Source organism: Lichenicola sp. GTC18331 (assembly GCF_055386855.1).
Genome location: NZ_AP045015.1, coordinates 84178 through 100944, shown reverse-complemented (window position 1 = coordinate 100944; position 16767 = coordinate 84178). Strand labels below are relative to the sequence as shown.

17 protein-coding genes are annotated in these 16767 nt (G+C 68.3%); 11 read left to right on the top strand and 6 right to left on the bottom strand.

All coding sequences use genetic code 11. The annotated features are described in order from the left end of the window. The first annotated feature begins 136 nt into the window (after positions 1-136). The 5 genes from ACZ5BM_RS00415 to ACZ5BM_RS00395 all read left to right on the top strand — a co-directional run bounded on the left by ACZ5BM_RS00415 (position 137) and on the right by ACZ5BM_RS00395 (position 5553). The gene (locus ACZ5BM_RS00415; protein ID WP_498909345.1) at positions 137-1153 is read left to right on the top strand and encodes a peptidylprolyl isomerase; all 1017 of its coding nucleotides are present in this window, start codon (positions 137-139) and stop codon (positions 1151-1153) included. Positions 1154-1503: 350 nt separating this feature from the next. Next, positions 1504-2739, top strand: a complete 1236-nt coding sequence (gene argJ / locus ACZ5BM_RS00410) for a bifunctional ornithine acetyltransferase/N-acetylglutamate synthase (RefSeq protein ID WP_498909344.1) — start codon at positions 1504-1506, stop codon at positions 2737-2739. A gap of 6 nt (positions 2740-2745) precedes the next feature. Then, positions 2746-3342, top strand: coding sequence for an RDD family protein (locus ACZ5BM_RS00405; RefSeq protein ID WP_498909343.1), 597 nt, complete (start codon positions 2746-2748; stop codon positions 3340-3342). A gap of 77 nt (positions 3343-3419) precedes the next feature. Further along, on the top strand, positions 3420-4511 hold the full coding sequence (locus ACZ5BM_RS00400; protein WP_498909342.1) for a Rieske 2Fe-2S domain-containing protein: 1092 nt from the start codon (positions 3420-3422) through the stop codon (positions 4509-4511). Continuing rightward, on the top strand, positions 4489-5553 hold the full coding sequence (locus ACZ5BM_RS00395; protein ID WP_498909341.1) for a bifunctional GNAT family N-acetyltransferase/(deoxy)nucleoside triphosphate pyrophosphohydrolase: 1065 nt from the start codon (positions 4489-4491) through the stop codon (positions 5551-5553). Before ACZ5BM_RS00400 ends, ACZ5BM_RS00395 begins: the two co-directional genes overlap by 23 nt. A 169-nt stretch (positions 5554-5722) precedes the next feature. Here ACZ5BM_RS00395 and ACZ5BM_RS00390 read toward each other — a convergent pair whose 3' ends face one another. Next, complete coding sequence (locus ACZ5BM_RS00390; protein ID WP_498909340.1) at positions 5723-6601, bottom strand: SMP-30/gluconolactonase/LRE family protein; 879 nt, start codon at positions 6599-6601, stop codon at positions 5723-5725. 99 nt (positions 6602-6700) lie between these two features. Between ACZ5BM_RS00390 and ACZ5BM_RS00385 the strand changes: the two genes are divergently transcribed. The 3 genes from ACZ5BM_RS00385 to ACZ5BM_RS00375 are packed head-to-tail and all read left to right on the top strand — an operon-like array spanning position 6701 to position 9497. Continuing rightward, positions 6701-7480, top strand: a complete 780-nt coding sequence (locus tag ACZ5BM_RS00385) for a competence/damage-inducible protein A (RefSeq protein WP_498909339.1) — start codon at positions 6701-6703, stop codon at positions 7478-7480. A 58-nt stretch (positions 7481-7538) separates the two neighbouring features. Further along, on the top strand, positions 7539-8768 hold the full coding sequence (locus ACZ5BM_RS00380; RefSeq protein WP_498909337.1) for a phospholipase D-like domain-containing protein: 1230 nt from the start codon (positions 7539-7541) through the stop codon (positions 8766-8768). A 15-nt stretch (positions 8769-8783) separates the two neighbouring features. Continuing rightward, positions 8784-9497, top strand: a complete 714-nt coding sequence (locus ACZ5BM_RS00375) for an HAD family acid phosphatase (RefSeq protein ID WP_498909336.1) — start codon at positions 8784-8786, stop codon at positions 9495-9497. Here the strand turns inward: ACZ5BM_RS00375 and ACZ5BM_RS00370 are convergent. Genes ACZ5BM_RS00370 through ACZ5BM_RS00355 form a run of 4 tightly spaced genes read right to left on the bottom strand, consistent with a single transcriptional unit; the run spans position 9487 to position 11941 of the window. Further along, complete coding sequence (locus ACZ5BM_RS00370; protein WP_498909335.1) at positions 9487-9795, bottom strand: hypothetical protein; 309 nt, start codon at positions 9793-9795, stop codon at positions 9487-9489. The two genes, ACZ5BM_RS00375 and ACZ5BM_RS00370, sit on opposite strands and share 11 nt — an antisense overlap. Before the next feature lie 56 nt (positions 9796-9851). Continuing rightward, positions 9852-10838: an acetyl-CoA carboxylase carboxyltransferase subunit alpha gene (locus ACZ5BM_RS00365; protein WP_498909334.1), complete on the bottom strand. Its 987-nt coding sequence runs from the start codon at positions 10836-10838 to the stop codon at positions 9852-9854. Continuing rightward, a complete protein-coding gene (locus tag ACZ5BM_RS00360; RefSeq protein WP_498909333.1) occupies positions 10822-11781 on the bottom strand; it encodes a site-specific integrase in 960 nt (319 codons plus the stop codon). The genes ACZ5BM_RS00365 and ACZ5BM_RS00360 overlap by 17 nt, the downstream gene beginning before the upstream one ends. 13 nt (positions 11782-11794) lie before the next feature. Then, positions 11795-11941 carry a hypothetical protein gene (locus ACZ5BM_RS00355; RefSeq protein ID WP_498909331.1) on the bottom strand — a complete coding sequence of 49 codons (147 nt, stop codon included), beginning with the start codon at positions 11939-11941 and terminating at the stop codon, positions 11795-11797. A gap of 97 nt (positions 11942-12038) precedes the next feature. Here ACZ5BM_RS00355 and aroB point away from each other — a divergent pair, with 97 nt between their 5' ends. The 3 genes from aroB (at position 12039) to ACZ5BM_RS00340 (ending at position 15861) form a co-directional block, all read left to right on the top strand. Then, a complete protein-coding gene (gene aroB / locus ACZ5BM_RS00350; RefSeq protein WP_498909330.1) occupies positions 12039-13760 on the top strand; it encodes a 3-dehydroquinate synthase in 1722 nt (573 codons plus the stop codon). Positions 13761-14099: 339 nt separating this feature from the next. After that, positions 14100-15242 carry an OmpA family protein gene (locus tag ACZ5BM_RS00345; RefSeq protein ID WP_498909329.1) on the top strand — a complete coding sequence of 381 codons (1143 nt, stop codon included), beginning with the start codon at positions 14100-14102 and terminating at the stop codon, positions 15240-15242. A gap of 112 nt (positions 15243-15354) precedes the next feature. After that, complete coding sequence (locus tag ACZ5BM_RS00340; RefSeq protein WP_498909328.1) at positions 15355-15861, top strand: GtrA family protein; 507 nt, start codon at positions 15355-15357, stop codon at positions 15859-15861. A gap of 23 nt (positions 15862-15884) precedes the next feature. On the opposite strand, the gene ACZ5BM_RS00335 is transcribed toward ACZ5BM_RS00340, so the two are convergent. Continuing rightward, positions 15885-16736, bottom strand: a complete 852-nt coding sequence (locus ACZ5BM_RS00335) for a SirB1 family protein (protein WP_498909327.1) — start codon at positions 16734-16736, stop codon at positions 15885-15887. Between the last annotated feature and the right edge of the window lie 31 nt (positions 16737-16767).

The following is a 16767-nucleotide window of genomic DNA, read 5'->3' as shown; positions in this document are numbered from 1 at the left end:
GGTCAACCAAGCGTCCGGTTTCCGGGGTGCGGCCGGGGCCCGATCGGGGCCGGTTGGGGCTCGCCGGGGGCCTCGCTTGTGACCCCGGTCTGGTTTTGGCATCATCGGAGAACCGAAAGCTCGAGGTTTCCATCCCATGCGGCGTTCCAGCCCGGCTGCCCTTTTCTCGGCGGCCGCCTTCTTCCTGTCTGCTTCCGCTCTCACGCCGGCCGCGTTCGCCGCGCCGCACAAGAAGGATGCGGGCGCCGTCGAATCCTCCTCGAAGCCGGCCGCTGCCGCGCCTGTGACCAAGGACAGCAACCCGGTCGTCGCCTCGGTGAACGGCCAGCAGATCCATCTCGACGACGTGCGCGCCGCGGCCCAGGCCCTGCCGGAAGACATGCGCAGCGTGCCGCCGCAGATGCTGTTTCCGATGATCGTGAACCAGCTGATCGACCAGAAGGCGCTGGTGATCGCGGCCAAGAAGGAAGGTCTGGAGAAGGACCCGGCCGCCCAGAAGGCGATGCAGGCCGCCGCCGATCAGGCGCTGCAGAACGTCTATCTGTCGCGCATCGTCGGTCCGCAGGCCGACGAGGCCGCGGTGAAGAACGTGTATGCGCGCGACTACGCCGGCAAGCCGGGCGAGGAAGAGGTCCATGCCCGCCACATCCTGGTGGCCGACGAGAAGACGGCGCAGGACATCATCAAGCAGCTGAAGGCCGGCGCCGATTTCGCCACGCTGGCCAAGAAATATTCCACCGACAAGGCGTCGGTGGATGCCGGCGGCGGCGATCTGGGCTGGTTCAAGAAGGGCGACATGCTGCCCGAATTCTCCAACGCCGCCTTCGCGATGAAGAAGGGCCAGATTTCCGACACCCCGGTGCATACCCGCTACGGCTGGCATGTGATCCAGGTGCTCGACACCCGGACCTCGACCCCGCCCGCCTTCGACACCGTGGCCGCGCAGATCCGCCAGAAGCTGATCCAGGACGGCGTGCATGCCGCCGTGGACAAGGCGGTGGCGCAGGTGAAGGTGCAGCGCTTCAACCCGGACGGCACGCCCGCTTCGGACAAGCCGGCGCCGGCCTCTTCCGCTCCGGCCGGGTCTTCGCCGGTTCCGGCCCAGGCCGCGGCGCCGACCACGCCGGGCGCCACGCCGCCGAACGGCAACTGACGCCCTTCCATCCTGAACGCCCGGTGGCGGCGGGCCTACAGCCCGCCGCCATTTTCATGTGTTCCCGGGGCGGGGTACAGCCCGCCGCCGGTTTCATGTTTTCTGGGGCGCGCCTACAGCTCGTCGCCGTCTTTATGCGTTTCTGGAGCGGGCCTACAGCCCGTCGCCGCTTTGTTTCGTTACTGGAGCGAGCCTACAGCACGCCGCTCTCTTCGTTTGTTTCTCGGGGCGAGCGCGCAATCCATTGCCGCTTTCCTCCGATTCTGGCGCAGGCCCACAGCCTGCCGTTTTCATGTGTTCCTGAGGCGGGCCGATAGCCCGTCGCCGTTTTCATTTGTTTTGGACGCGCCATGGCCAAGTCGATCGCCCGTTCCCCGCTCGCCGTTCCGTTTCCGTCCCTGGGGACCGTTCCGGGGGTCCGCTTCGCCGCGGCGGCGGCCGGCATCCGCTATCGCGACCGCACCGATCTGGTGCTGGCGGCGTTCGCGCCGGGTACGACGGTCGCGGGCGTGTTCACGCGCAATCTGTGCCCGGGGGCGCCGGTGGATTGGTGCCGCGCCAGCCTGGTCGGCGGCGTGGCGCGCGGTCTGGTGGTGAATGCCGGCAATGCCAACGTGTTCACCGGCAGAGCCGGGCGCGATGCCTGCGCCGCGACGGCGGATGCGGCGGCGGCGTTGCTCGGCTGCACGCCGGCCGAGGTGTTCCTGTCCTCGACCGGGGTGATCGGCGAGGTTCTGCCGTTCGAGCGCATCACCGCCGCCCTGCCCGCCATGCTGCCGGAGCTGTCCGAGGCGAACTGGGAAGCGGCGGCGCGCGGCATCATGACCACCGACACCTTCCCGAAAGGGGCCGTCGCGCGGACCCGGATCGGCGAGACCGAGGTGGTGATCCAGGGCATCGCCAAGGGCAGCGGCATGATCGCGCCGGACATGGCGACCATGCTGTGTTTCGTCGCCACCGACGCGGCGCTGCCGTCTGCGGTGATGCAGACGCTGTTGAAGCGGTCGGTGGACCGGTCGTTCAACCGCACCACGGTGGATTCCGACACCTCGACCAGCGACACGGTTCTGTTGTTCGCCACCGGCCAGGCCGGGAATGCGGCGCCGGAGGGAGCGGAAGATCCGGCGCTGAGGGAGTTCGCGTCGGCGCTGGACGGGCTGATGCTGGATCTGGCGTTGCAGGTGATCCGCGACGGCGAAGGGGCGCAGAAGCTGGTGCGGATCGCGGTGAGCGGTGCGGCCTCGGACGAATCGGCGCAGCGCGTGGCGATGGCGGTGGCGAACTCGCCGCTGGTGAAGACCGCGATCGCCGGCGAGGACGCCAACTGGGGCCGCATCGTGATGGCGGTGGGCAAGAGCGGCGAGCCGGCCGATCGCGACACGCTGTCGATCGCCGTGGGCGGCACCTGGATGGCGCGGGCCGGGACGATCGTTCCGGGCTACGACGAGGCGCCGGTCGTGGCGCATATGCGCGGGCAGGAGATCGGCATCGAGATCGATCTCGGCATCGGCCAGGGGCGCGGCCACGCATGGACCTGCGACCTGACGCATGGCTACATCGACATCAACGGCAGCTATCGGAGCTAGGACAGCATGAGCGGCGCCTTCGGCAACGGGTCCATGCCTCCCGCGACGACGATGTCGCCGCCCGCCCTGGTGTGGGGCTATGCCGGGTTCTGGTGGCGGGTGCTGGCGTTCATTCTCGACATGCTGATCCTGGCCGTACTGGAGCGGGTCCTGCTTCTGGTGACCGGGATGCGCCACTTCGGCGTGTCGTTCCAGGACGATAACGGGGTGGTGCAGGACGGGCCGTTCTCGACCATCGATTATTCGGTGACGGTGAACCAGGCGCCGCATCTGCACTGGCACACCTACGGCCAGGAAAGCGGGCTTCTCGCGATCGCGCTGGCGGTCTGTTATTTCGCGCTGCTGGAATCGTCGCGCTGGCAGGCGACGCTGGGCAAGCGGATCTGCGGCATGAGGGTGACCGATCTGCACGGTCGCCGGATCGGTCTGGGCCGCGCGCTCGGTCGCTATGCCGGCAAATACGTGTCCTGGCTGATCTTCTGCATCGGCTTCCTGATGGCCGGCTGGACGCGCCGCAAGCAGGCGCTGCACGATCTGATGGCCGGCACGCTGGTGATGCGCCGTCACGAGGCCGACCCTGTGTTCGTGATGAACCCGCCGTAATTTTCCGGCATCGGGCCGCTTGTTTCGGGGCGGCTCGTATGACCACTCTCGGTTTCGCGCCAACGCCACGAGGACAGATGAACCACACCGTTCCGCCGGTTCGCCTGCAGCCCGATCCCGCTCTGTGCGGCGAGCCCGATCTGCGTCGCGTGGGCGCCCATCCTGATCACTGGTATCCGCTGGCCTGGTCGCGCGAGCTGAAGAAAGGCGGCGTTCTGGCCTGCGCCTTCGCCGGCGAGCCGATCGTTCTGGTGCGGCCCAAGGAAGGACCGGTCTTCGCGCTGGAGGATCGTTGCGCGCATCGCCAGGTGCCGCTGAGCAAGGGCAAGGTCGATGGCTGCGCGGTGCGCTGCGCCTATCACGGCTGGGCCTATGCCCAGACCGGGGCCTGCGTGGACGTGCCGTATCTCGGCAAGGACCGGATGCCGAACGGCGTGCGCTCCTATCCCGTGCGGGAAGTGAACGGGCTGATCCTGGTGTTCCCGGGCGATCCAGCCCTGGCCGAGGAGACTCCCCTGCCCGGCCTCGGTTCCGTGGCGGATCCGGCCTACAAGACGCGCCGTTTCGGCCGCGAGGTGGGCTGCCACTACTCGTTCATGCACGAGAACCTGATGGATATGAACCATCAGTTCATGCACTCGAAGCAGATGGGGCAGATGAAGCCCCGCGTTCTCGGCCAGTCCCGCGGCGAGGATTGGTGCGAGGTGAAATACTCGTTCAAGCGCACCGGCGGGTCGCAGCCTCTGGGCGAGGCCCTGATCTTCGGCGAGCGTCGTTCGGGCATCAAGAACGAGCTCGAGCGCGACGTGATGACGGTGCGCACCGAGTATCCGTACCAGACCCTGCGCATCCAGACCGAGGGCGAGCCGCCGGTGATGGATCTGTGGATCGTCTACGTGCCGCTCGATAAGGAACAGAAGCGCAATCGCGTGTTCGGGCTGTTGTCCGTCCGCAAGCCGAAGATCCCGTTCGTTCTGGATGCGGCCTGGCCGCTGCTGGTGCTGTTCACCGAGCGCATCTTCCGCGAGGACCGCGACATCGTGGAGCTGGAACAGGCGGCGCACGACGCCCAGGGCGAGGACTGGAACCAGGAAGTGTTCCCCGTGATCCGCACCCTTCGCGGACTTCTGGCCGAACGCGGCATTCATGGTTCCGCCGAACCGGCCTGAGCCGGGCGGCACGGGGCCGGAGGGCGAGCGGAACGGGACCGGCGCGGCCGGACCGGTTCTGCGGACGCGCCGGTTCTCCTTGCGTCCGCTCCTGCCCGGCGATGCCGAAGCGATCCACCGTCTGGTCAACGACTGGAGCGTGGTGCGCATGCTGTCCACGCTGCCGTTTCCGTATCCGCGCAGCCTGGCGGATGAGTGGATCGCCTCGACCGAGACGCAGCGTCTCGATGGGCGCGCCTGGCATTTCGCCATCATCGACCCGGATGCGACGCCGGAGCGTCTGCTGGGCTGCATCGGCATCCGCGTCGATGCGCAGACCCGGTCCGGCGATATCGGCTACTGGGTGGGCGCCAAGTTCTGGAACAACGGCGTGGCCGGAGAAGCCGTCGGGCGCTTGTCGCACTGGGCGCTGGCCAATCTGGAGATCGACCGTCTGACGGCGCGGGTCGCCAGCGACAACCCGCCCTCGGCCGCCGTTCTGCGCCGGATCGGGTTCCGCGAATGCGGCAGCGGCCGCCTGCCGTTCCTGGCGCGTGGCGGCGAGCATCCCGTGCTGTTGTTCGAGGCGCGGCATGACGATCTGCATCCCGCGGCACCGGAGCCGCCGCCGGTCGAGGTGAACGCCGAGGCCGTGCCGGTGCAGCGTCGCACCGTGCTGGTGGCGGCTTGCGCGCTGATCGATTCGGATGGGCGCGTATTGTTGGCGCGCCGTCCGGAAGGCAAGGCGATGGCCGGGCTGTGGGAGTTTCCGGGCGGCAAGGTCGAGCCGGACGAGACGCCGGAGCAGGCGCTGGTGCGCGAGCTGGCCGAGGAATTGGGGCTCGATGTCGGCGAGGCCTGTCTGGCGCCGTTCGCCTTCGCGTCGCACCCCTACGCGAAATTCCATCTGCTGATGCCGCTCTACGTGTGCCGGCGCTGGAAGGGCGTGCCGGTGGCGCGGGAAGGCCAGACCCTGGCCTGGGCCTCGGCCGAGCAGCTCGACCGCTATCCGATGCCGGATGCGGACAAGCCGCTGGTACCGTTGTTGCGGGATCTGCTCTAGGGAGCGTTCTGGATTGGAAACGTCAGAAGCCTTCTTTTTCTGAAGAAAAAGAAGGCTTCTGATTGTTGAAATCGTCAGCTTCCAGCTTGTACCGATCAAACAAACAGAAGTTCTTTGGTTCTTTCTTTCAAGAAAGAACACCGCTTCTGGTTCCGATGGTGGCTCGCATTCAGGCGCGGAACACGCACGGCGGTTGGCCGGGGGTTTCGACCTCGAAGCGGAACAGGCCGCCGGCGAGCGGCTGGGCGGCGAGAGCTTCGGGGCTGAGACCCTTGCGGGCGCTGCTGACGAAGGCGGTGCGGTAATCGGGGCCGCCGAAGGCGATCTTGGTGATGTTGGAGGCGGGGAGCGGGACGAAGCGGTCCCTGGTGCCGTCAGGGGCGAAGCGTTGCACGCCGCCGCCGGCGAACAGGGCGACCCAAAGGAAGCCGTCCCGGTCCACGGTCATGCCGTCGGGATAGCCGGTCTCGATTTGGGCGAAGATGCGCTTGTTCGACAGGGTGCCGTCCTCGGCCAGATCGAACAGGACGACGGTCTGGCGGACGGAATCGTTGTGGTAGAGGCGGTTGCGGAGCGGGTCGATCGCCGGGCCGTTGCTGACGATGTAGCCGGTGTCCATCTGCACCGGTTCCGCGCCGTGCCGGTTGTCGAGGCGGTAGAGCGAGCCGCTGGCCTCGGTTTCGGGATCGTGCATGGAGCCGAACCAGAGCCGCCCCTGCTTGTCGGCGCAGGCGTCGTTGAGGCGGTTGTCCGGGAGGAAGGATTCCACCGGCACCAGCGGGCCGAAGGTTCCGGTGCTGCCGTCGAACGTGCGGAGGCCGTCGGCGCAGCCGCAGAGCAGATGGCCTTCCGCGTCCGGCACCAGGAAGGTCGGCCGGGCCGGTGCGTCCCATACGGTGCGTTCGCCGGAGTCGGGGTGGAAGCGGTAGACCAGCCTGCCGATGATATCGACGCCGTAGAGCGCGGCTTCGCGCTCCATCCAGACGAGGCCCTCGCCAAGTTCGGCTTGGAGGTCCCATATGCAGGATGGTTCGGGGAACAGGGTCATCGGCCGCGCTTTCCTTTGCCGCGACTGTGTAGAGCATCGTCCCGCCGGACGGAAACGCCGGGCTGGCCGGAACGGCTCGCCGAAGCCACGAGGAGATCCATGAGCAACCCGCCCTCCCCCGTTCCGGCCCCTGTCGCCGCCATCCTGGTGATCGGCAACGAGATCTTGTCCGGGCGCACCCAGGACATCAACGTTCAGTTCCTGGCGCGCCGTCTGGGGGCGCTGGGCATCGCCGTGCGCGAGGTGCGCGTGATCCCGGACGTGGCGGACACGATCATCGGCACCGTGAACGAGCTGCGGGCGCGGTTCGATTATGTATTCACCACCGGCGGCATCGGGCCGACCCATGACGACATCACCAGCCCCTGCGTGGCCGAGGCGTTCGGAGTGCCTTGGGAGCCGCACCAGGAGTCGATGGAAAAGCTGGAAGCTTTGTTCGGGGCGGGCGAGTTCAACGCCGCGCGGCGCCGGATGGCGACGCTGCCGCGCGGGGCGGTGCCGATTCCGAACAGCGTGTCGGTGGCGCCGGGCTTCACCATCGGCAACGTGCATGTGATGGCCGGCGTGCCGCGCATCATGCAGGCGATGTTCGAGGCGCTGGAGCCGTCGCTCGGCCGGTTCGAGCCGGTCCGGATGGTAGCGGTGCATGCCGAACGGCTGGGCGAAGGCGCGCTGGCGGCTGGGCTCGAGGCGATCCAGCACGCGCATCCGACGCTCGATCTGGGCTCCTATCCGTTCGAGCGGCCGGACGGGCGTCGCGGCGTGGCCCTGGTGGCGAAGGGCACGGACGCGGCGGGGCTCGACGCGGTGCAGCAGGCGCTGCGGGCGCTGATCGCCGGTCTGGGGCGCGAACCGATCGACGGCGAACCGGCGCCCTGACGGAAAACCCGGCCTGCGGGGCTGGCGTGGCGGCGACACGGATGGTTTTGTTTCGGCCATGATCCGCCCCCTGCTGCTCGCCTCCGCGCTGGTTGTTTCCGCCCTTCCCGTCCGCCTGGCCTGGGCGGACCCGGCATTCCGGATCGTGGAAAGCGTTCCGGAGACCTCGATCTACGGCCAGCCGGGCGTTCCCCGGACGCAGGCGGTGTGGCTCGACATGATCGGGGGCGCCCAGCACAGCATCGACGTCGCCGCGTTCTACATCACCGACAAGCCGGGCAAGGCGATGGCGCCGGTGCTGGACCGGCTGATCGAGCGGGCGCGGGCCGGGGTGAAGGTGCGGCTGCTGGTTGGGCGCGCCTTCATGCGCGAGACCGGCCCGTCGATCGAACGGCTGAAGGGCGTGCCGAATCTGGAGATCGCCATTCTGCCGACCGGCGCCCTGACCGGCGGCGTGCTGCATGCCAAATACATGATCGTGGATGGCGAAAAGGTGTTCGTCGGCAGCCAGAACTGGGATTGGCGCGCCCTGGAGCAGATCCACGAGATCGGCGCCGAGATCGTCGATCCGCGGTTCGGCGCCAGTTTCGAGGCCGATTTCGCCGAGCTGTGGGCGCTGGCGCAGGGCGAGGAACTGCCGAAGGCGCAGAAGGCGGCGGCTCTGCCCGCGCCGTTCCGGCCGGCGACGGAGAACGATCCGGTTCTGCTGGACGGGTCGCTGATCGCGTTTCCGGCCTTCAGCCCGCCGGAGATGATGCCGTCCTTCCTGACGGCGGAGCAGCCGGCGCTGATCCACATGATCGCGGCCGCGCGACACAGGCTGCGCATCCAGGTGATGACGTTGAGCGCGTTGAAGGGCTACGGCGCGAAAGGGTGGTGGCCGGAGCTGGATTCGGCGATCCGCGATGCGGCGGCGCGCGGCGTGAGCGTGCAGATCGTGGTGGCGGACTGGTCCCTGACGGAGCCGTCGCAATCTTATCTGAAGAGCCTGGCGGCAATGCCGGGGATCGAGGTGCGGTTCAGCACCGTGCCGGAACTGGCGAGCGGCCATATCCCCTATGCCCGGGTCGAGCACTGCAAATACGCGGTGGCGGACGACGACAGCGTGTTCATCGGCACCGGCAACTGGGAATGGAGCTATTTCAACAACACCGTGGATGCGTCCGTGCTGGTGCATGGTGCGGCGCCCGCGGCCACGCTAAACGCGATTTTCGAACGCGACTGGACCGGGCCCTACGTGACCCGCTTGCAGCCGGGCGCGACCTACACTCCGCCTCATAATGGCTGATCGGATATGCCTGCCTTGAAATACGCCCTCGCCTGCGCCGGCCTTGCCGGTTTCCTGAGTGTCGCCGCACACGCCGCCGGAACGCCGATCGCGCCGACACCCGCCGGATGGTCAGAGCCGGAGAACATCGCGGACGCCGAGAAGCGCGCAGTCGCCTATCACGATTCCGGCCGCTACGAGCGCGACATCGCGGCGGTGGACACGGAAGCGGGCGACTGGATCGCGGCGCAGGCGCCGCATGTGCGCAAGCCGGCGCTGGTGCTGGATATCGACGAGACCTCGCTGTCGAACTGGGACGAGCAGCGCGCCAACGGGTTCGGGTTCTTCACCGACGGGTCGTGCGACCGGCTGCCGAAAGGGCCGTGCGGCTTCGGTGCCTGGGAGAAACTGGCGCAGGCGCCCGCGATCGCGCCGACGCTGGAGCTGGCGCGCCGGGCGCAGCGCCTGGGTGTGGCGGTGTTCTTCATCACCGGCCGCAACGAGGATGTGCGCGCCGCCACGGCCGCCAATCTCAGCAAGGCGGGCTATGCGAACTGGGCCGGGCTGGTGCTGGAACCGGTGGGCTCTTGGTACAAGAGCGCTGCCGATTTCAAGGCGCCGGCGCGGGCCGAGATCGAGAAGCAGGGCTACACGATCGTCGCGACCGTGGGCGACCAGCGTTCCGACCTGTCCGGCGGGCACGCGATGCGGGGGTTCCAGTTGCCGAACCCGTTCTACTTCATCCCGTAAGCCCGGCCTGACGGCGGGATGGCGCGGCCTCTGCCGGGATCAGGCGCAGCGGCGGCCTGAGTGCCGTCGGCAACCGCGCCTTGATCCGGTCTGGGGCGTAGTTCAGGACCATCATCTGCTGGCGGCGATTGATCGCGTTCCATGCCGCGGCGGGCGTGGCGGCCTGTTTCGGCAGTTCGGCCGGCAGGCCCAGGATCAGGGCGACGGTGACGCGTTCCGGGCGCGTGGCGATCGACCAGAGTTCGGGCAGAGCGAGCGTGCCGTCCCTGACCCGTTTCACCGCTTCCAGCACACGCATCCCGACCTCCTCTCCTGCGTCGGGAGGAGGATAGGACGGGTTTGGTTTCCGGCCGGTTAAGAGCCGAGCCGGCCCATGGCGAGGTATTTTTCACGTCGTTGCGCGCGCAGGGCGGCTGGATCGAGCTGGCACAAGCCCGGCAGCGCCTGACGGATCAGCTGACCGACATTGCGGATGGCGGCATCCGGATCGCGATGCGCGCCGCCGAGCGGCTCGGGCACGATCTCGTCCACCAGACGGAACTGTTTCAGATCCTGCGCGGTGAGACGCAGGGCTTCGGCGGCGGTGGTGGCCTGGCTGGTGTCGCGCCACAGGATCGACGAGCAGGCTTCGGGGGTGATCACCGAATAGATCGCGTGTTCGAGCATGAACACGCGATCGCCGGCGGCCAGGGCGATGGCGCCGCCAGAACCGCCCTCGCCGATCACCGTGGCCAGGATCGGCACCGGGGATGCCAGGCAGGCGTCGATCGAGCGGGCGATTGCTTCGGCCTGACCGCGCGCCTCGGCGTCGATGCCGGGAAAGGCGCCGGGCGTGTCGACGAAGCTGAGGATCGGCAGGCCGAACCGGCCGGCGAGTTCCACCAGACGCACCGCCTTGCGGTAGCCTTCGGGCCGGGCCATGCCGAAATTGTGCTTGAGGCGGGTGTCGAGATCGGAGCCGCGCTCGGTGCCGATCACGACCACCGAACGGCCCTCGAAGCGGCCGATGCCGCCGACCACGGCCTCGTCGTTCGCGAAGGAGCGGTCGCCGGCCAGCGGCATGTAATCGGTGATGAGGGTGCGGATGTAGTCGAGCGCGTGCGGCCGCTGCGCGTGACGCGCGACCTGCACCTTCTGCCAGGGCGTGAGCTTGGCGTAGGTGGCGCGGAGCTGCTTGTCAGCCTTTTCCTGCAGCTTGGCGATCTCGTCGCCGATCTGCACGGGATTGGCATCGCCGGCAGGGCGCCCGCCGCCTTCCGCGGGGGCGGACAGGAGCCGGAGCTCGTCGATCTTGGTCTCCAGTTCGGCGACCGGCTTCTCGAAATCAAGGAATTGACGCATCGTTCTCGCGCTTTAGCACAGTTCGGCCGCCCGCGAAGTCCCCGACTGCGGCGACCGCCAGCGGATGGTGCTGCTCCACCAGCTTTTGCAGCCGTTCGGCGAGCACGTGGGTGTAGATCTGGGTGGTGGCGATGTCGGCATGGCCGAGCAGGCGCTGCAGGCTGCGCAGATCGGCGCCGTGGGCCAACATGTGGCTGGCGAAGGAATGGCGCAGCATGTGCGGATGCAGCAGAACGGGGTCGAGGCCGGCGCAGCGGGCCACGTCGGCGAGGATCTTGTCGAAGCCCTGGCGGGTGAGCGCTGCGCGGCGGTCTCGGCCGGGAAACAGGAACGGTCCGGCGTCGCGCCCGTCGCGTTCCAGCAGAACGAGAACCGCATCGCGGGCCGGTTCGGACAGCGGCACCAGACGCTCGCGTCCGCCCTTGCCGCGCACCAGCAGCGCCGCGGCGTCGCCGGCGAAGGCGGCGCGCCTGAGGGACAGGAGTTCGGAGATTCGCAGGCCGGTCGCATAGAGCAGTTCGAGAGCGGCGGCGGCGACCGGCTGTCGGGCGGCGGAGAGAAGGCCGCCGGGGCCGCCCTCCGGGCCGGCCGAGCGCAGCAGCAGGGAGACTTCCGCCTCGCTGAGGACGCGCGGCAGGGTGCGGCGTGCGCGCGGGGTTTCGATCCGCGCGGTGGGATCGCTGTCCGACACCGCCTCGCGGACCAGGAAGCGATGGAACTGGCGCAGGCAGGACAGGCGGCGCGCCGCCGTGCGCGCGGACAGGCCGCGGCCGGCGAGATCGGCCATATAGGCGCCGATTTGCGCTGCGCCGGCCTCTTCGCCCTCGCCGAGGAACTGTTCGAAATCGGCGAGATCGGCGGCGTAGGCCTTCAGCGTGGCCGGAGACGCGCCGCGCTCTGCGGCGAGCATCTCCAGAAACGCTTCGGCGTGCTGGTTGCGCATCGGTGTGCCAGGATCAGCCACCGGGCGCCAGGGTCGCCGGGGCCACCGTCACATGCACCGGCTGCGGCACGACGTGCGGCGGAAACAAGCCCAGGTAGAGAAAGCCACCGGCCAGAAGCACCACGATGGTGAGGAACAGGATGGCGAGAATCCGGCGCATGGTGCCTCCCCGGCGGTGAAACGCTGCCCCCGCGCCGGCTCCGGGGAACCCGGTCGCGGCATGGTTGCCGGGCAGGCTCTATGGTAGGAATCGGTTCATGTCACGCACCCTTCCTGCCGGGGAGATCGGCCGGCCGCTTCCTGCCACCGCCCTCGTTTCCCCAGCGTCTTCGTCGAAAGACCAGCGCTCGATCGTGCTGGTCGGATTGATGGGGGCTGGCAAGACCACGGTCGGACGGCGCCTGGCGACACGTCTGGGGCTGCCGTTCCACGATGCGGACGTGGAAATCGAGCGCGCGGCGGGGATCACCATCGCCGAGTTGTTCGCCCGCTACGGCGAGGCCGAGTTCCGGCGGGGCGAGCAGGGCGTGATCCGGCGGCTGCTGGGGGGTGCACCGATCGTTCTGGCGACCGGGGGCGGCGCGTTCATGGATGCCGCGACGCGCGAGATGGTGCGGCAGACCGCGCGCTCCGTGTGGCTGCGCTGCCCGCTCGACCTGCTGGTGAAGCGCACGGCCGGGCGCAGCCATCGCCCTTTGCTGCAGACCGGCCAGCCGCGCGAGATCCTGGCGGGGCTGATCGAGCGCCGCCACCCTTTCTATGCCGAGGCCGACATGATCGTGGATTGCACCGATGACGGGGTGGAGCGCACCACGGAGCGCGTCGCGGAGGCGCTGGAGGCGCATGTTCCGCCGCGAAGGCTGGAGGTGTCGCTGCCCGGACGACGCTACGAGGTGATCACCGGCGCGGGGCTGCTCGGGCGGGCGGGAGCGCTGCTGACGCCGGTTCTGCCGCAGAAGCGGGTCGTGGTGGTGACGGATTCGACCGTTGCGCCGTTGCATCTGCAAGCGCTGATGGACGGTCTGGCGGCGACGGGGATCCGGGCGGAGTTCCTGGTGGTGCCGCCGGGCGAGGCGTCGAAGAGTCTGGCCGGGTTCGGCGATCTGGCGGATCGCATGCTGGCTTTGGGGGTGGAGCGTCGCACCACGGTGATCGCTCTGGGCGGCGGGGTGATCGGCGATCTGGCCGGGTTCGTCGCGGCCTCGGTGATGCGCGGCCTGCCGTTCGTCCAGGTGCCGACGACCCTGCTGGCGCAGGTCGATTCGAGCGTCGGCGGCAAGACCGGCATCAACATGAAGGCCGGCAAGAACCTTCTCGGCGCGTTCCACCAACCGATCGCGGTGCTGGCGGATACGGACGTTCTGGCGACACTTCCCATTCGCGAGTTGCGGGCCGGCTATGCGGAGATCGTGAAGGCCGGGCTGATCGGCGACGTGCCGCTCTACGATTGGTGCGAGTCGCATGCCGCGGCGTTGCTGGGCGGCGATGCCGCGCTGCAGGCGGAGGCGGTGCGTCTCGCCTGCGCCTTCAAGGCGCGTGTGGTGGGCGACGACGAGCGGGAAGAAAAGCCGAACGACGGCAGGGCGCTGCTGAACCTGGGCCATACCTTCGCGCATGCGCTCGAGGCGGAGATGGGGTTCGACGGCACGCTGCTGCATGGCGAGGCGGTGGGGATCGGGCTGGTGCTGGCGTTCCGGCTGTCGCACAGGCTGGGCCTGTGTTCCGGCCAGGATGTGGTGCGGGTGGCGCGGCATCTGCAGGGCGTAGGGCTGAAATGGCGTCTGGCGGATTGCGGCCGTCCGCTCGATGCGGAACGGCTCGTCGCGCACATGGGGCGCGACAAGAAGATGCGCGACGGCGCGTTGTCCTTCGTGCTGGTCCGGGGGATCGGCGAGGCGTTCACCAGCGCCGATGTGGGGCGCGACGATGTGCTGTCCGTACTGGCGGGCGATGACGCGGCGTTGACGATCGGCGGGTGACGCCATGCGCCGGGTTCACATCTGTGATGCGAATACCACGGCAAGTAAATAGTCCGTAACTTCCGCGCAACAGGTTTGCTCACGTAAACGTGTGGGAACCATGTCAGAACTATGGCACCCCGTTTCAAAACCGATACGGGACACGGTTTTCGTGGTTTTCGTTCCGATAACGAACCTGACTGTGGCGGCAATGACACGGTGCACAAACCGAATGGATTACGACCGCACTCACGGTCTCTCCATCGGCAACCGAAGGAACTATACGGTGCTTACGCATCCCGATGAGTTTGTGCTGCCGATGGTTGGCGGCCGATCGAACGGATCAAGAAGGACGAGACAATGCGTCTGCGCACGGCACTACTTGCAACAACCCTGCTGGCGGCGAGCACCGCCGTCGCGGTCGCCCAGCCGATCGTCGGCCCGTATGTCAGCCTCGGCGCTGGCTACAACCTGCGTCAGAGCCAGGGCGCGCATTACAGCCCGACCACCGTGGCCGACGGCCGCAGCAACACGACCGCTGGCAGCAAGTCGACCTTCCGCTTCGGCGACGGGTTCAACGGTTCCGGCGCCGCCGGCTGGGGCTTCGGCAACGGCCTGCGCGCTGAACTCCAGGGCGCGTACTACTACAACAACGTGAACCACCGTCATGGCACCCCGGTGCCGGGCGTGACGAGCGGCCATGCCGAGAGCTACGGCGCGCTGGTGAACGTGCTGTATGACATCGACCTGAACCAGTTCGGCATCGCCTCCCCGGTCACCCCGTATGTCGGCGTCGGCGCCGGCTACATGTGGAACCACCTGTCGCCGTTCACCACGACCTACACCAACGGCAACGTGAACCGCACCGGCGGCACCAACGGCTCCTTCGCCTACCAGGGCATCATCGGCGCCGCCTACAACATTGCTCCGGTCCCCGGCCTGGCCGTGACCGCCGAGTACCGCTTCCTCGGCCAGCTGGACCAGGAGGCCTATCAGTCCACCGCTTACACGCGGACCGGCGTCCACAAGGGCAACGCGGACTTCAACGACCAGTTCAACCACAGCTTCATGCTGGGTGTTCGGTACGCGTTCGACACCGCCCCGCCGCCGCCGCCGCCGCCGCCGCCGGTTGTCCCGGCTGCTCCGCCGGCCGAGGCTCGCACCTACCTGGTGTTCTTCGACTGGGATCGTTCGGACCTGACCCCGCGCGCTCGTGAGATCGTCGCTCAGGCCGCCCAGGCGTCGACCCACGTGCAGACCACCCGCATTGAGGTCAACGGCTACACCGACAACTCCTCGATCCATGGCGGCGCTCGTGGCGCTCGCTACAACCAGGGCCTGTCCGTCCGTCGCGCTCAGAGCGTGAAGGCCGAGCTGATCCGTGACGGCGTCCCGGGTGCGGCGATCGACATCCATGGCTACGGCGAGACCCACCCGCTCGTCGCCACCGGCCCGAACACCCGCGAGCCGCAGAACCGTCGCGTCGAGATCATCCTGCACTGATCTCGTCCTCTTCGGGACTGAACGACGGAAGGGGCGCCCTCGGGCGCCCCTTTCTCGTATCCGGGCCACTCTTTTCTTGTCTCCGCTCCAGCCACGCGATACCGATCCGCCCGTGACCAGCGCCTCGATCGATCTCCTTCCGGACGACCCTCTCCTTCCCGATGCCGGGAGCCCGATCGCCGATCCGGTGATCGCGGCCGTCAGCAGCCGGCAGAGCCAGTGGCTGAAACTGGCGGCGCAGCTTCTGCGGTTCGGAACCGTGGGCGGTCTCGGTTTCCTGTGGGATGCGGCGACGGTCTATGCCCTGAAGCCGTTCGTAGGGCTGACGATCGCAGCGCTTGCCGCCTATCTGGTCGCGGCGACCATGAACTGGATGCTGAACCGTCTCTGGACCTTCCGCGGTTGCGCGGGAGAGGACGGGCTGTTCCGGCAATGGCTGACGTTTCTCGGCGCCAATCTGTTCGGGTTCGCGATCAATCGCGGCATGATGTTCTCCCTGGTCTGGGCCTCGCCGTTCTGCGCGGCCTATCCGGTGCTGCCTCTGGCCGCCGGGTCTCTGGCGGGGATGTTCGCCAATTTCGGCCTGTCTCGCCGTGTCGTGTTCCGCGACGCCGTTTAAGGCGGAGGGTCCGACGGTCGCGCTCAGCGATCCGGACGCAGTTCGGCCAGTTTCAGCCGGGCGATTCGCGCCGCTTCGCTGTCGGGCGCCGTTTCCAGGATTCGTTCCAGGCACAGCACGGCCTGACCGGGCCTCCCCAGCGAGCGGTTGAGTTCGGCCGCGTCGAGCCAGTTCGACATCACCTCCGGCGCGATCAGCAGCATGCCTTCCAGCGACCCGAGGGCGCCGCGCAACTGGCCTGCCATCAGCCGCCGCTGGACGATGTTCCGCTGCAGCCGCAGCAGAACGGCGCGCGTGGACATCGGCCTGGTCAGGCCGGGGCCGATCGTGGTGGCGCTGCTTCCGGTGGCGTCCAGCATGGACAGGAGTCGCGCATTGCCGAGCGTGACGCCCTGCGCGAACGGGTCCACCAGCGTGCTGCGCGGCTGTCGCATGCGCATGCCGGGGCGGGTGCCCGACTGGACCGACAGCAGGAAATGGCCGGGGAAATCGACGCCGTGCGCGTCCCATCCCGCGGCGCGCACGCAATGCAGCCACAGGATTCCCAGGGCCACGGGCAGGCCGCGCCTGCGTTCGATTACCCGGATCAGATTGGCGTTGGCGAGGTCGTCATAGGTTTCGCTGTCGCCGCGATAGCCGTAACGCGCATGCAGCAGGCCTGCGAGTGCGCCGATCCGCGCCTCTGCGGTGCGGCCGCCCATCACCGCGCCGATCGCCGCGGCATCGCGCGCGAGCTCGGAGAGATGGGCGGAGGCGTCGTTCCACTCCGCGCCCGGCGCATCGAGGCGTGCGAGTTGAAGGGCCGCCATCGCCGGTTCGATCTCCGCGTCCGGCAACACGCCGATCGCGGCCAGGGCCTCGTCCGCCTCCGCCATTCCCACCGTTTCTCCCGTTCCACTGCCCTGA

What these genes read in the sequence shown, in the direction of transcription:
- ACZ5BM_RS00415 (WP_498909345.1), top strand. Translation starts at nt 137, where the DNA reads ATGCGGCGTTCCAGCCCGGCTGCCCTTTTCTCGGCGGCCGCCTTCTTC.
- argJ (WP_498909344.1), top strand. Translation starts at nt 1,504, where the DNA reads ATGGCCAAGTCGATCGCCCGTTCCCCGCTCGCCGTTCCGTTTCCGTCC.
- ACZ5BM_RS00405 (WP_498909343.1), top strand. Translation starts at nt 2,746, where the DNA reads ATGAGCGGCGCCTTCGGCAACGGGTCCATGCCTCCCGCGACGACGATG.
- ACZ5BM_RS00400 (WP_498909342.1), top strand. Translation starts at nt 3,420, where the DNA reads ATGAACCACACCGTTCCGCCGGTTCGCCTGCAGCCCGATCCCGCTCTG.
- ACZ5BM_RS00395 (WP_498909341.1), top strand. Translation starts at nt 4,489, where the DNA reads ATGGTTCCGCCGAACCGGCCTGAGCCGGGCGGCACGGGGCCGGAGGGC.
- ACZ5BM_RS00390 (WP_498909340.1), bottom strand. Translation starts at nt 6,601, where the DNA reads ATGACCCTGTTCCCCGAACCATCCTGCATATGGGACCTCCAAGCCGAA.
- ACZ5BM_RS00385 (WP_498909339.1), top strand. Translation starts at nt 6,701, where the DNA reads ATGAGCAACCCGCCCTCCCCCGTTCCGGCCCCTGTCGCCGCCATCCTG.
- ACZ5BM_RS00380 (WP_498909337.1), top strand. Translation starts at nt 7,539, where the DNA reads ATGATCCGCCCCCTGCTGCTCGCCTCCGCGCTGGTTGTTTCCGCCCTT.
- ACZ5BM_RS00370 (WP_498909335.1), bottom strand. Translation starts at nt 9,795, where the DNA reads ATGCGTGTGCTGGAAGCGGTGAAACGGGTCAGGGACGGCACGCTCGCT.
- ACZ5BM_RS00365 (WP_498909334.1), bottom strand. Translation starts at nt 10,838, where the DNA reads ATGCGTCAATTCCTTGATTTCGAGAAGCCGGTCGCCGAACTGGAGACC.
- ACZ5BM_RS00360 (WP_498909333.1), bottom strand. Translation starts at nt 11,781, where the DNA reads ATGCGCAACCAGCACGCCGAAGCGTTTCTGGAGATGCTCGCCGCAGAG.
- ACZ5BM_RS00355 (WP_498909331.1), bottom strand. Translation starts at nt 11,941, where the DNA reads ATGCGCCGGATTCTCGCCATCCTGTTCCTCACCATCGTGGTGCTTCTG.
- aroB (WP_498909330.1), top strand. Translation starts at nt 12,039, where the DNA reads ATGTCACGCACCCTTCCTGCCGGGGAGATCGGCCGGCCGCTTCCTGCC.
- ACZ5BM_RS00345 (WP_498909329.1), top strand. Translation starts at nt 14,100, where the DNA reads ATGCGTCTGCGCACGGCACTACTTGCAACAACCCTGCTGGCGGCGAGC.
- ACZ5BM_RS00335 (WP_498909327.1), bottom strand. Translation starts at nt 16,736, where the DNA reads ATGGCGGAGGCGGACGAGGCCCTGGCCGCGATCGGCGTGTTGCCGGAC.